Origin of the sequence: Streptomyces sp. NPDC048392 (assembly GCF_043200575.1) — a bacterium.
Classification (GTDB): domain Bacteria; phylum Actinomycetota; class Actinomycetes; order Streptomycetales; family Streptomycetaceae; genus Streptomyces.
Map to the genome: position 1 here is coordinate 1 of NZ_JBICYB010000042.1, position 12,794 is coordinate 12,794.

Here is a 12,794-nt window from a genome sequence, read left to right on the forward strand (position 1 = left end):
AGCGGATACGATCTAGACACTCGCATCCTCGCAGGTCAACGGCACCTTTCTGCTATCGGGGCGTCAGATCCCTTAATTCCGCTGAATACCCGGGGTTAAGGTCGCGCACGACGGGTGCCGACAGGTAGCGGATGGACTCGCCTAGGTCGTGCCAACTTCTGAGACGGCCACCATCGAGAGACAGCGGCTAGCCGTCCGGACGCATAGGCAAGTCTGGGAGGCCGTAGGAAGCGGGGCCGTTCGTGTCAATGGCGTACAGGTACTCGGCCATGCGGGGACGCCACAGCGCAGGATCTAGCGGGGCGGAATTGGCGTCGATCCAACCAGCCTTAGCGCTGGACCACATGACGGGCGGCGGCTCTGTAGCGGCAATGCGCGTCAGGATGCGGGAAACCTCGGGAATGTCACTGGTTCGGATTCGGTGGACCATGAGAAAGGGACTCCTTATCGCGCTGTTGAGCAAGGGTGTAGCAGGAAGTAGGCACGCCGGAAGCTAGAAACACATAGAGAGAACTCCCCGCTGACCAGGGGGTATGCAAGTCATGCAAGTAACCCTTGCGGTTTGGGTCCGGCCTTAGAGGTGCGTTGGTGCGGGAACGACACTCGACACATGCACGGCAAGCTGTGCAAGAAGCGGAGTTGTGTTTCTTGCACAAATCAGGGAACACAACGGCCCCCGGTGCGTAGCCGGGGGCCGGAAGGGTGTTGCTCACCTCTGGTAATCAGAGATCGCGCCGCTTGCGCGTCGGTCTCACCCTGTAGTGAGTGTGCCGGTAAAGCAGTGCGCTACGGGCCCCGAGACGAGCCGGTTAAGCCTGACCATTTCTGACGGGCCGTCAGGGAATCGCTGTGCGGTCGTCTGCGGGCACGGGAAAGCCCCGGTGGGGAGTTGTCCCACCGGGGCCCTGAAAGGCTCTCAGTGCCGCCCTAGGCGGCCATGCTGTCGGCGTCCTCGTTCTCCTCGGCCGGAGGCTCGGCCCAAGTGATATCCACGCGGGGGCCGATGATGGCTTTCTTTCCGGGGGCCGACCCGATGACGTTGGACTTACGCACCGTGATCCGGTCCACGAACAGCCGGATCAGTTCGCGCCGGTCGTCAATGCTGGCCTTGGCCCACCATGTCCCTTCCCCGATGGGGTCGCCGTCCCAACCGTCTTCCCGCTCCGTCCATTGGGCGATGGGGAGAACGGGCGTTGCGCTGTCGTCCAGTTCGGCTAGCCGTTCCTCGGCGGCCTCCATCCGCATGGACGCTTCCGCCTCGGCCTTGAGGAATGCGCGTCGTCCGATCTTGCCCGAGTAGCCACCGGCCTTGCGGTCCTCGTACAGGTCCTCAAGGGCCCGCACGGCGTCCGCCCTTTCGGCCAGCAATTCGGAGCGCTCACCGGCTTTCTCGGGGGCCTCATGCAGCACACCCCACCGGCGCGCAGCCTCGGCCATGATGTCGGCCGTCTCGGGGTCGTCCTCGGCCGTCGTGATGAGGGCGAACACCCGACGCGTCACGTAGTCGTCAAGGCCCATCATGTTGATCGTGACCGTGCCCTCATGCTGGCCCGGCTTGATCTTGTTTCCGCGCTTGCAGTGGTACGACGACTTGGAAGGGTTGGCCAATTTCCGGTGACCGACCATCACGTTGTCGCACTCGCACCAAAGGCGATCCATCGCGGTAAGTAGTGCTTGCTCGGCGCTGCGAGTCTGGCCCTTGCCTCGGCCGGTAGCGTCTAGGCCCGGCTGGATTTTCCACCACTGAGCGGGCGGAATGATCGGGCCGCACTCAAGTTCAATCGGTCGCATGGTCACCGGGTCGCGCTTGATCCGGTAGCCGGTCACCTTCCCCGAATCATTCTTGATCGGGTCTCGGTCGAATCCGGCAATCAGCGGGTCGCGCAACATGCGCTTGAGGGCCGCAGGGTCCCATTCGCTGTCGGCCGTCTTCTTGCCCACGATTTGGCCGCGCGTCGGAACCTTGGACTCACGGAAACCCACGCAGATTCCGTTAAGGGAACCGGCGCGGTTTCCCTCTCCTCGGCGGTTCTGTGTGGCCCCGCCCATGTCGGCCTCAAACAGATTGGCCGCCTGCCGCAAAACATCGCCCTCGGTCTTGAAGGGGCCGGAAAGTTTGGTGCGGGCGTGGCGGAGTTTCTGAATAACGATGATCTCTTTGGGGTTGTCCGGGTTGGGGACCTCAAGCGGGTACAGCTCGAAACCGTACGGCGGCTTTCCCATGAATCCACCGAGACGCTTAGCCATGCTGTGTGCATCGCTGACGGCCCGGCTCTTGTTCTTGCTCTCGTTGTGGGCGGCGTCAAGCCGCATCATGAGGTGGATCAAGTCCATAAGGTTGCCCTTACGGAAAGTCCCCTCCGAGGTGGACACGATGACCACACCGAGGTTCAGCAACTCCGAGACAATCGGGATTGCGTCCATGACCTCAAGGCGAGAGAACCGGCTCACGTAGTCAACAATGATCATATTGACTTGGCCTCGGCGGCACGCGGTTAGCAGTCGCTCGAATTCCGGCCGCTCCTTTTCCACGCGGAAAGCGGAGGTGCCGAGTGCTTCGGAGAAATGGCCGACCCATACAATGTCCTCGCCAGCGCGGGCCCGGCGTTCTGCCTCGGCCCGGTTGTTGCGCCGCTGGACAGCGGGGGATGTGGCGCTCTGATTCTTCCGCGCCTCGGACTGCCTGTCATAGCCTGCCGCGTGGTATGCCATGCCGGTCACTCGCTCCGTGGTCATGAGGGGAATTTAGCTCCCCCAACTGGGTTTAGGCAAGACCTCGCTCGGCGAGTCCGTCGCCCACGCGATGGGCCGCGAGTTCGTCCGCGTCGCCCTCGGCGGCGTCCGCGACGAGGCCGAGATCCGCGGCCACCGGCGTACGTACGTCGGCGCGCTGCCCGGCCGGATCGTACGGGCGATCAAGGAGGCGGGGTCCATGAACCCGGTCGTCCTGCTCGACGAGATCGACAAGGTGGGCTCCGACTTCCGGGGCGACCCGGCCGCGGCCCTGCTCGAGGTCCTCGACCCGGCCCAGAACCACACCTTCCGGGACCACTACCTGGAGGTCGAGCTGGACCTGTCCGACGTGGTCTTCCTCGCCACCGCCAACGTCCTGGAGGCCATCCCCGAGGCCCTGCTCGACCGCATGGAGCTGGTCCGCCTCGACGGCTACACCGAGGACGAGAAGGTCGTCATCGCCCGTGACCACCTGCTCCCGCGCCAGCTGGAGCGGGCCGGCCTGGACGAGGACGAGGTCACCGTCGACGAGGGCGCGCTGCGCAAGCTGGCCGGGGAGTACACCCGCGAGGCGGGCGTGCGCACCCTGGAGCGGTCCATCGCGCGGCTGCTGCGCAAGGTCGCGGCCCAGCACGAGCTGGGCGAACGGGAGCTGCCGTTCACCGTCACCGACGCCGATCTGCGCGCCCTGATCGGACGGCCGCACCACGTGCCCGAGGCCGCCCAGGACCCGGCCGAGCGGCGCACCTCGGTGCCGGGCGTGGCCACCGGCCTCGCGGTCACCGGCGCGGGCGGTGACGTCCTGTACGTCGAGGCGTCGCTGGCCGACCCGGAGACGGGCGCGGCGGGCCTGACCCTGACCGGTCAGCTGGGCGACGTGATGAAGGAGTCGGCGCAGATCGCGCTGAGTTTCCTGCGCAGTCACGGCGCCGAGCTGGAACTGCCGGTGGGCGACCTCAAGGACCGGGGAGCGCACATCCACTTCCCGGCGGGCGCGGTCCCCAAGGACGGCCCGAGCGCCGGCGTCACCATGACCACGGCACTCGCCTCGCTGCTTTCGGGCCGGCTGGTCCGCACCGATGTGGCGATGACCGGCGAGGTCTCGCTGACCGGGCGCGTGCTGCCGATCGGCGGGGTCAAGCAGAAGCTGCTCGCCGCGCACCGGGCGGGGATCACCACGGTGATCATCCCCAAGCGCAACGAGCCCGACCTGGACGACGTCCCGGCGGAGGTGCTGGACGGGCTCGACGTCCACGCCGTCACCGACGTCCGCCAGGTCCTGGAACTGGCGCTCGCACCGGCGGCGAACGGTGCGCGGCCGGAGGTCCCGGTCGCGGCGTGACAGACGCGCACCGGACGCGGTGGAGGCCCGGGTCCCGTGACGACGGTTTCCGGGGGACCCGGGCCCTCACCCGTACGCCGAGGCGCCGTCAGCCGTTGGCGAGTGCCTGGACTCGGTCCAGCGCGCCGTTGAACTTGTCGTGGTCGCCGACCGTCGGTCCCGACGAGGTGTACTGCCACATCGTGTAGTAGCCCCAGCCGGCCGGCAGCGTGCCCACGGAGGACGCGTACCGGGCGATCCACAGCGGGTTGTTCGCGGCGAAGCCCCCGTAGTTGCCGGTGCACTGGGTCCACCAGCTGGTGGCCGTGTAGATCACGGCGTCCCGGCCGGTACGGGCCTTGTACTGGTTCAGGAAGTCCCGGATCCAGGTCACCATCGCGCTCTGCGTCTTGCCGTAGCAGGCGGCCCCGTACGGGTTCCACTCGATGTCCAGCGCCCCCGGCAGCGTCCTGCCGTCGCGGGACCAGCCGCCGCCGTGGTCGACGAAGTAGTTGGCCTGGGCGGCGCCGCTCGTCGTGTCCGGGGTGGCGAAGTGGTACGAGCCGCGGATCATGCCGACGTTGTAGGAGCCGTTGTACTGCTGGGCGAAGTACGGGTTGGTGTAGTACGTCCCCTCGGTGGCCTTGACGTAGGCCCACTTGACCCCGCTGTTCCACAGGGTCGACCAGGCGACGTTGCCCTGGTGGCCGGAGACGTCGACGCCCTCGGTCTGGGTGGCGTCGCCCGGGACGGGGGTGCCCTGCCGCCCGTCGTGTTCCAGGACGCCCATGCCCATGTGGGCGGAGCCGCGCGGTGGGATGTCGGCGGACGACGAGGCGTGCGCCGGGAGGGTGAATACCAGGGAGAGCGCGGCGAGCAGGACCCCGCTGACGGCGAAACGCCGGCCGCGGGCCGATCCGGGTCTGTGCACGAGCATGACGTGCCTCCGATGGCTCGGTGGTGCTCGGTGGGGGATGCGCGTGTGGGGAGGACCCATGGGTGGCGTGCGCATGCCATTCGGGGGTCCGGTGAAGACGCTACGCACGTAGAACGGGGGGTGGGAAGAGGGGCCGGGAGCCGCCGTTGGTCTAAGCCTGCGAAATACTTGGCGAGCTGGGGCGATGGCGGCCCGTGGCGGAAACTTTCAGGAGCGGGAAAATTCGAGGCAGGGGCTGACGTGCGGGAAGACGGGAACGACGGCGGTCGCGGAGTCGACCCCGGGGTCGCGGGTGGAGTGTCCGGCGGTGGTGTGAACCAACCGGAGTTCCTGGCCCTGGAGCGGGAGCTGACGGTCCTGCTGCGCCGGGCCCGGGCCAACCAGGGCGAGATGGCCCGGGAGGTCCACCCCGACCTCGAGTCGTCCGCGTACGGCCTTCTGGTCCGGCTCGGTGAGTGCGGCGGACAGCGAGCCACCGACCTCGCCGCCTACATCGGCGTCGGCAAGGCGACGATGTCCCGCCAGCTGCGAGCCCTGGAGGAACTCGGTCTCGTCGCCCGGGAGCCCGACCCAGCCGACGGCCGGGCCTGGCTGGTCACCCTCACCCCGGAGGGCCAGGAACGCGTCGGCCGGGTCCGCGAGGCCCGCCGCGCCCGTTACGCCCGCCGGCTCGCCGACTGGGACCAGCGCGAGGTGACGGAGCTGGCCCGGCTGCTGCGCGAACTGAACCGCGGGATGGAGAAGTAGCGCCGGGCACGCGGCGGTTCGTCCGCGGCAGGGTCCCGCAGCCGCAGCCGCAGCCGCAGCCGCAGCCGCAGCCGCAGCCCCAGCCCCAGCCCCAGCCGCGGGCCGGGACGCGCCGCGCAGGGCCCGGCCTCCGTCCGTGTACGCCGTGTACGCGACCGTGCGGGGCCCGGCCTCCTCCGCCCGCGCGGTCGGGTCCCCGGGCCCGGACAGAGGCGGGGCGCCGTGCGGCACGCCGTGTACGCCGTTCATCGCCCCGCCGGTGATGCTGCTGGTCGTCTCCGGCGCGAATCACGGAGACGACCAGGCGCGCCGCATGGTCGGGCCGCGACTCGACCTCCCCCGCCGGCGCCGAGGCCGGGCGCACCGGCTGCCGGGTTCCGGCCCGCGCGGGGCCGGTCCCGGCCCGTGCGGAGCAGGGCTCTCGTCCGTTCACGGTCGCGCGCCCACGCGTTCAGCGCCAGCTCCGGCCCGTTCACAGTTCGGCGTAGACGACCGTCGCGTCGTCGTGCGTCTTGCTGCGGTTCAGGAACGCCCGGCCGCCCGCCGCGTCCGCGCCCTCCAGCTCCCGTACCCGGTCCACCAGGGCCTGCGCACCCTGCTTGCGCACCAGCGCGAGGCAGTCCGCCCAGTCGCCCTCCCGGAACTTCTCCACCCACCGCGCCGCCCCGTCCGTCAGCGCCGCCAGCGTCCGCACCCCGCCGCGCGGCAGCACCCCCGTCACGGCCCGCGCCGCCACCTCGGGATCGGCCGCGGCCGTGAAGAAGCCGCCCTCCTTGTTGCGGAGGTTGGCGTCGATCGTCGCGTCCGTCACGAGGGCCGAGCGGGGCAGCCGGGCCAGCCGGTCGTCCAGGACGGGCGTGACGGTGCCGTCCGGGGCCTCCACCAGCAGGGCCGAGTCGGAGAGGACCAGGTACTCGACCGCGGCGGGGGACCAGCGGGCGAGGACCACGGTCGCCTGGGGGGTGCGCGGGTGAGAAAGCTCACAGGTATCCGCGTGTGCCGCCGCGGTACGAGCGATGGCGCGGGACAGGGCCTCGGTGAGGGGGAGATCCGGGAGTGAAACGGTCAGTTCGGTCAGTGCTCCACCGAGGCGCGCCGTGAACCAGGGCACGGAATGCCGACAACCCGTCGCCGTCCGTGGCGGCGTCACGCCGTCCAGCACGACGAGTGAACCGCCCTGTCCCGAGGCCGGTAGTCCGACGCACGCGAAGTCTTCGTTGGGGTGGTCGGCCAGGCCTGGTTCCGAGACGAGTTCCGTACGCATCGAGCCAGTCTGCACGACCCCTTCACAGCGTCCGCAAAAGGCTGGCAACTTGCCGGGAATCCTCGCAGCGGCGCAGGTCAGGCGCCGGATTTGGGAGGGAATTCCACGCGCGGGCAACGCGTGGCGGCACATAGTGCCACCGCCCGTCGCAGACGTCCAACCGGCGCGCTGCCCCGCCGCCCGGCACGCGCCGGGGGAACTTGCCCCCAACTCCCGTCCGGGGTTCACTCCTTCGGGTGGCGGGTCGGACGATGCGCGCTCACCGCCCACCGACACTGGGAGGGTCGGGAACCGGTGGGGGGCCTGCCCCGCTCACGCGGCCTCCCCGCCCGACGCGCTGCCGGAGGCCGGGGAACAGCCCAGTGCTCGGCGGAGGGTGCACGCGCCCCCGGCCGGCCAGTTGACGGAGCGCCACCCGGGCCCACGGGTACACGAGTCAGGAATGCGAGCACCGGTGCAGAAGACGCGGCCTCGTCGCACAGACAAGCAGGCGGCCCCCGCGGGGAGCGCGCAGCGCACCCCCGGCACCTCCCCCCCTCCGCCGCCGGAGGCCCCCGTCGGCAAGGGCCGTCCCACCCACGTACGCAACCGCCTCATCGGGGCCGTCGCGGTCGTGGCGGCCGCCGTCGCCGGGGCCGGAGCCCCGTCGGTCGTGGCGGCCTCCGGGCAACTGCACGACTCCCAGGCACTGGTGACGCTCGCCGAGCAGACCCAGGGCGCGCTGACCCTCGCCCACTCCCTCGCCGACGAGCGCGACGAGGTCACCCCGTACATCGCGGCCGGCCGCCCCGAGTCCAAGGCGCCCTCCGAGCAGCGCAGCGCCCGCGTCGACCGTCAGGTGGAGGAGCTGCGCGCCGACACCGACACGCCCGCCTCCCTGCGCGAGGACCTCGACGCGGTCGCGGCGCTGCGCCGGGCCGCGCTCACCGGCAAGAGCACCGCCCTCGAAGCCCACCAGGCGTACTCGGAGGCGATCACCGAACTCCACGCCCTGGCCGAGAAACTGGGCGAGGAGATGCCGCCGCGCGCGGGCGCCGGCGCGTACGCCCTGGCCGAGCTGGACACCGCCGTCCAGCAGGCCGCCGCCACCCGCGGTCTGCTGCTCGCGGCCCTGAACGTGCCGAGCACCACCCAGACCGTCATCGACCCGTTCACCGGCCTGCCCACCGAGACGACCACCTCCTCGGACGCCGACGCCGAGCAGCGCGACGCCCTCGCCGCCGCCGCCCAGCAGGCCCGGGTGCGCTCCGACGCCGCCCTCGCCGACTTCCGCGAGGGCGCGCCCAAGGAGGCGCGGAGCAGCTTCGACGCCACCGTCGCCGGACCCGAGGTCAACTCCGCCGAGAAGTACCTCACCGGTCTCACCGACGAGCCGACGCTCTCCGACAGCGACCTCGGCACCAGTACCAAGAGGCTGGACGCCGCGCTCTCCGCCCGCGTCGACGCGATGCGCGGCGCCGAGTCGGCCCTGTACGAGAAGCGTGTCAAGGCGCTGGAGCAGCTGCGCGACGACGACGTCACCGCGCTGGAGATCCGGGTGGCCGTTCTCGGCGCCCTGGTCCTGCTCGCCCTCGGTGTCGCCACCGCCCTGGCACGCACCCTCACCCGCCCGCTGTCGGTGCTGCGCCGCGGCTCGGCCCGACTGGCCGGCGCGGAGGACCCGACGGCCGAGGGGCCGGTGGCCTTCACCGGCCGAAACGACGAGTTCGCGCAGGTCGTGCGTTCCGTCAACGCCCTGCACGCGCACGCCGTCACGCTCGCCGAGCGGGTCAACACCCTGGAGGCCGACCGCAAGCACCTCGTCGGCCAGCGGCAGAAGATGGCCGACACCCGCGAGGAACTGCGCGCCGAACTCGCCGAGTCCGCCGCCCAGCTTGAGGTGGTGCGCAAGAGCATCGGCTCCACCTTCGTCAACCTCGCGCTGCGCACCCTCGGCCTGGTGGAGCGGCAACTCGCCGTCATCGAAAGCCTGGAGGAGCGCGAGCAGGACCCGGACCGCCTCGCCACCCTGTTCAAGCTCGACCACTTCGCCACGGTCATGCGCCGGCACAGCGAGAACCTCCTCGTCCTCACCGGTACCGAGCACGTCCAGCACAGTGCCTCACCGGTGCCGCTGGTCGACGTGGTCCGGGCCGCGGTGAGCGAGATCGAGCGGTACGAGCGGGTCCGCATCGCCGCGCTGCCGCCGCACGCGCACGTGGCCGGATTCGCCGCCGACGACCTCTCCCACCTGCTGGCCGAGCTGATGGAGAACGCCACCTCCTTCTCGCCGCCCGACCTGCCCGTCGAGGTCTCCGGCTGGCTGCTCGAGAACGGCGAGGTGATGCTCTCCGTCCAGGACGAGGGCATCGGCATGGCCACCGAACGCCTCCAGCGGCTCAACGCCCGCCTCACCGACTTCGACCCGGACGCGCCGTACGACCAGGAGGGCGAGGACGGTCTCGGGCTCGGCCTCTACGTCGTGGCCCGGCTCGCCCACCGGCACGGGGCGCGGGTGCGGCTGCGGGAGCAGAAGCAGGGCGGGGTCGCGGCCGTCGTCGTGCTCCCGAGCCCTCTGCTCGCGGCGGCCCCGCCGGCCGCGCTGGCCCCGAACGTGCCCGCGTCCGACGGCACCGGCTCCTTCTCCCTGCCCGGTGCCGACGCCGAGGCCAACTCCAACGTCCTGCACGGGCGGGCGGAGAAGGGCGCCGGAAGGGCAGCGGGTCCGGGTCCGGAGGCCGCCGCCGACCCGCTGGTCGCCTCGGCGGAGGAAGCCGTACGCCGTGCCGGGGCGGACGCGGACACGGCCCCCGCGGCCTCGGCGGCGGAGGCCACGGAGCCGGGGCCCGTGGGCCCCGAGACCCCGAGCCGTGAGGCCGCGGGCCCCGAGACCCCGAGCCGTCAGGCCGCGGGCCCCGAGACCCCGAGCCGTCAGGCCGCGGGCCCCGAGACCCCGAGCCGTCAGGCCGCGGGCCCCGAAACCCCGAGCCGTGAGGCCGTGGGCCCCGAAACCCCGAGCCGTGAGGCCGTGGGCCGCGGGGCCCCAAGCCCGGAGTCCGTGGGCTCGGAGGCCGTGAATCCGGAGGCCGTGGGTCCGGAGGCCGTGGGTCCGGAGTTCGCGGGTCCGGAGTCCGTGAGCCCGGAGGCCGTGGGCCAGGAGGCCGTGAGTCGGGAGAGCTCGGGGCCGGAGCCCGCGCACCAGGAGACCCCGGGCCGCCCGGAGACGCCGATCTCCGAGGTTCCCAGCCGCGAGGCTCTGAGCCCGGAACCCGCCCGTGTCGAGGACCCGAGCCCGGACGCCACCCGCCCGGCGGGCCCAGGTCGCCCTCACGACTCCGCTCCGGACGAGCACGGGACCCCGGCCGGTGCGGTCGACCCGGAGCCCGCGCCAAAGGCGGCGTCACCCGGGGACGGGGCCGCCCCCGGCCACGATCTCCCCGACGACACGACCATGGCCCTCCTGCTGCCGGTCCGGGCGCCGGACGCCCGGACCGACCCGGCGCCCCCGGCCGGTCCGGGCGAGGCGCCCCCGGCCCGGGCAGCGGCGGACACGCACGCCCCCCGGTCGGAGCCGGAGACCCGCGCCCCCCGGCCCGGGCCCGCCCCCGGTCCGTACGCCATCGGCCCCGACGCCCACGACCGCACGCCCGACGAGGGCGCGGCGCGTACGCAGGACACGGCGGAGACGGCGGACCCGACCGGCACCGAACCCGTACCGGCCGAACCGGGACCGGCCGAACCGGGACCGGCCGAACCGGGACCGGCCGGACCGGGACCGGCCGTCCGACCGGCGGAACCCGAACGGGTCGAAGCCGAACCGGCCGAAAACGGACCGGACGAGCCGGGACCGGCCGTCCGACCGGCCGAACCAGGACCGGCCGAAAACGGACCGGCCGAACCCGGACTGGCCGCCCCGCCGGCCGAACCGGGACCGGCCGAACCCGAACGGGTCGGAGCCGAACCGGACGAACCCGTCACCGGCAAGGGGCTGCCCAAGCGGACCCCGAAGCTCACCACCCCCGCCGCGGTGCCGCCCCCACGCACGCCGGGCTCCGTCGACGCCGAGGCGCTCCGCCGGCGCCTGGGAGGATTCCGCCGGGGGGCGGAGGCCGGCCGCCGCGACGTCGAGGCGGAGATCACCGACCGGACGGAACCGCACGAGGCGCCGCCCACCGCGGCCGGCACCACCGAAGAAGCCACGGGGGGCACTGTCGAGGAGGCAAGCAGTTGACCGCGCCCAGTACCTTCGGACTGAGCAGTGAAGCCCGCAATCTCCACTGGCTGCTGACCAATCTCGTCGAGGAGGTGCCCGGCATCCAGTCGGTCGCGGTGGTCTCCTCCGACGGGCTCCTGCTGCTGTCCTCCGACCCCGGGCGCAACGAAGAGGCCCGGCAGGTCCGCGAGACCCCCCGCGCGGGCCCGCGCGGCTCCGCCGCCGACCTCGCCACCGTCGTCTCCGGCGTGGGCAGCCTGACCATCGGCGCCGCCCGGCTGATGGACTTCGGCGCCGTGAAGCACACGATGGTCGCCATGGACGAGGGCAGCCTGTTCGTGATGTCGATCAGCGACGGCTCGCTGCTCGGCGTCCACGGTTCCGCCGACTGCGACATGAGCGTCGTCGCGTACCACATGGCCCTTTTCGTCGGCCGCGCCGGACACGTCCTGACCCCCGAACTCCGCAGCGAGCTGCGGAAGTCCCTGGAGTCCGAGCCGACGGGGAGCGCCCGATGAGCAGCAGTCCCGGGAAACACGGCCGGGGACACCTCCCCGTACGCGGCGCGGACCGCAAACCGGCCCGCGTACGCCCCTACTCGCTCACCGGCGGCCGGACGCGCTTCGGACACGTCCTGCTCGTCGAGACGTTCGTCGGTGCCACCGCCGGCACCGCCGCGCTCGAAGCCGCCGAGGAGCGCAAGGAACTGACGAACGGTGGGCTCACCTCCCGCGTGATGCCGGAGATGCGGGCCATCGTCGAACTGTGCCGCCGTATGCGTACGGTGGCCGAGATCGCCGCGCTGCTGAAGATGCCGCTCGGCGTGGTCCGCGTGCTCCTCAGCGACCTGGCGGACCAGGGAAAGATCCGTGTGTACGGCACCGGGACCGGCCACGGCACGGGCCGCCCGGACCGTGCTCTGCTCGAAAGGGTGCTCAGTGGACTCCGCCGTCTCTGACGCCGCCGCGTTCGGCGTCCCCCCGCTCGTCGACAGCGACGGGCCCGCGCAGCCCTGGCAGACGGACCCCACCCGTGCGCCGATCGCAACGAAGATCGTCGTCGCGGGCGGTTTCGGTGTCGGCAAGACGACGCTGGTCACCGCCGTCTCGGAGATCACGCCCCTGCAGACCGAGGCGCTGATGACCGAGGCGAGCGAGGAGACCGACGACCTCACCGACACCCCGGGCAAGCTCACCACCACCGTGGCCATGGACTTCGGCCGCATCACGCTCGACGACGACCTGGTGCTCTACCTGTTCGGCACGCCGGGCCAGCAGCGCTTCTGGTTCATGTGGGACGACCTGGTACGCGGCGCGATCGGCGCCGTCGTTCTGGCCGACACCCGCCGCCTGAAGGACTGCTGGCCGGCGCTGGACTACTTCGAGAGCTGCGGACTGCCGTACGTCGTCGCGGTCAACCACTTCGACGGCAGCGAGCTGTTCGAGGCGGAGGACGTGCGGGAGGCGTTGACGATCCCGGCGCACATACCTGTAATGATCATGGATGCGCGCCGTCGGATCTCGGCCATCGAGACCCTCTTGTCCCTCGTGGGCCACGCGCTCGACGAAACCCCCGAGTAGTCCCCCTTAGGAGCGTCCCC

At 71.6% G+C, this 12,794-nt stretch carries 8 protein-coding genes and 1 pseudogene; 6 read left to right on the forward strand and 3 right to left on the reverse strand.

Annotated elements, in window-relative coordinates; translation table 11 throughout:
- Window positions 1–927: 927 nt before the first annotated feature.
- Window positions 928–2,736, reverse strand: a complete 1,809-nt coding sequence (locus ACGFYH_RS32805; RefSeq protein ID WP_393806806.1) for a recombinase family protein — start codon at window positions 2,734–2,736, stop codon at window positions 928–930.
- Between the two features lie 25 nt (window positions 2,737–2,761).
- On the opposite strand from ACGFYH_RS32805, the pseudogene ACGFYH_RS32810 reads away from it, so the two are divergent.
- Window positions 2,762–4,075 (forward strand): annotated as a pseudogene (locus ACGFYH_RS32810) (S16 family serine protease); the annotation flags it as partial.
- A gap of 88 nt (window positions 4,076–4,163) precedes the next feature.
- Here ACGFYH_RS32810 and ACGFYH_RS32815 read toward each other — a convergent pair.
- Window positions 4,164–4,991, reverse strand: coding sequence for a lysozyme (locus ACGFYH_RS32815; RefSeq protein WP_393806807.1), 828 nt, complete (start codon window positions 4,989–4,991; stop codon window positions 4,164–4,166).
- 240 nt (window positions 4,992–5,231) lie between these two features.
- On the opposite strand from ACGFYH_RS32815, the gene ACGFYH_RS32820 reads away from it, so the two are divergent.
- The gene (locus ACGFYH_RS32820) at window positions 5,232–5,738 is read left to right on the forward strand and encodes a MarR family winged helix-turn-helix transcriptional regulator (RefSeq protein WP_393806808.1); all 507 of its coding nucleotides are present in this window, start codon (window positions 5,232–5,234) and stop codon (window positions 5,736–5,738) included.
- 472 nt (window positions 5,739–6,210) lie between these two features.
- Here ACGFYH_RS32820 and ACGFYH_RS32825 read toward each other — a convergent pair whose 3' ends face one another.
- Window positions 6,211–7,002, reverse strand: a complete 792-nt coding sequence (locus tag ACGFYH_RS32825; protein ID WP_393806809.1) for a protein phosphatase 2C domain-containing protein — start codon at window positions 7,000–7,002, stop codon at window positions 6,211–6,213.
- A gap of 454 nt (window positions 7,003–7,456) precedes the next feature.
- On the opposite strand from ACGFYH_RS32825, the gene ACGFYH_RS32830 reads away from it, so the two are divergent.
- The 4 genes from ACGFYH_RS32830 to ACGFYH_RS32845 are packed head-to-tail and all read left to right on the forward strand — an operon-like array spanning window position 7,457 to window position 12,774.
- On the forward strand, window positions 7,457–11,212 hold the full coding sequence (locus tag ACGFYH_RS32830) for a nitrate- and nitrite sensing domain-containing protein (RefSeq protein ID WP_393806810.1): 3,756 nt from the start codon (window positions 7,457–7,459) through the stop codon (window positions 11,210–11,212).
- Complete coding sequence (locus ACGFYH_RS32835) at window positions 11,209–11,712, forward strand: roadblock/LC7 domain-containing protein (protein ID WP_393806811.1); 504 nt, start codon at window positions 11,209–11,211, stop codon at window positions 11,710–11,712. The genes ACGFYH_RS32830 and ACGFYH_RS32835 overlap by 4 nt, the downstream gene beginning before the upstream one ends.
- Window positions 11,709–12,152: a DUF742 domain-containing protein gene (locus ACGFYH_RS32840; protein ID WP_393806812.1), complete on the forward strand. Its 444-nt coding sequence runs from the start codon at window positions 11,709–11,711 to the stop codon at window positions 12,150–12,152. Before ACGFYH_RS32835 ends, ACGFYH_RS32840 begins: the two co-directional genes overlap by 4 nt.
- Window positions 12,133–12,774 carry an ATP/GTP-binding protein gene (locus ACGFYH_RS32845; protein WP_393806813.1) on the forward strand — a complete coding sequence of 214 codons (642 nt, stop codon included), beginning with the start codon at window positions 12,133–12,135 and terminating at the stop codon, window positions 12,772–12,774. The genes ACGFYH_RS32840 and ACGFYH_RS32845 overlap by 20 nt, the downstream gene beginning before the upstream one ends.
- The last annotated feature ends 20 nt before the right edge of the window (window positions 12,775–12,794 follow it).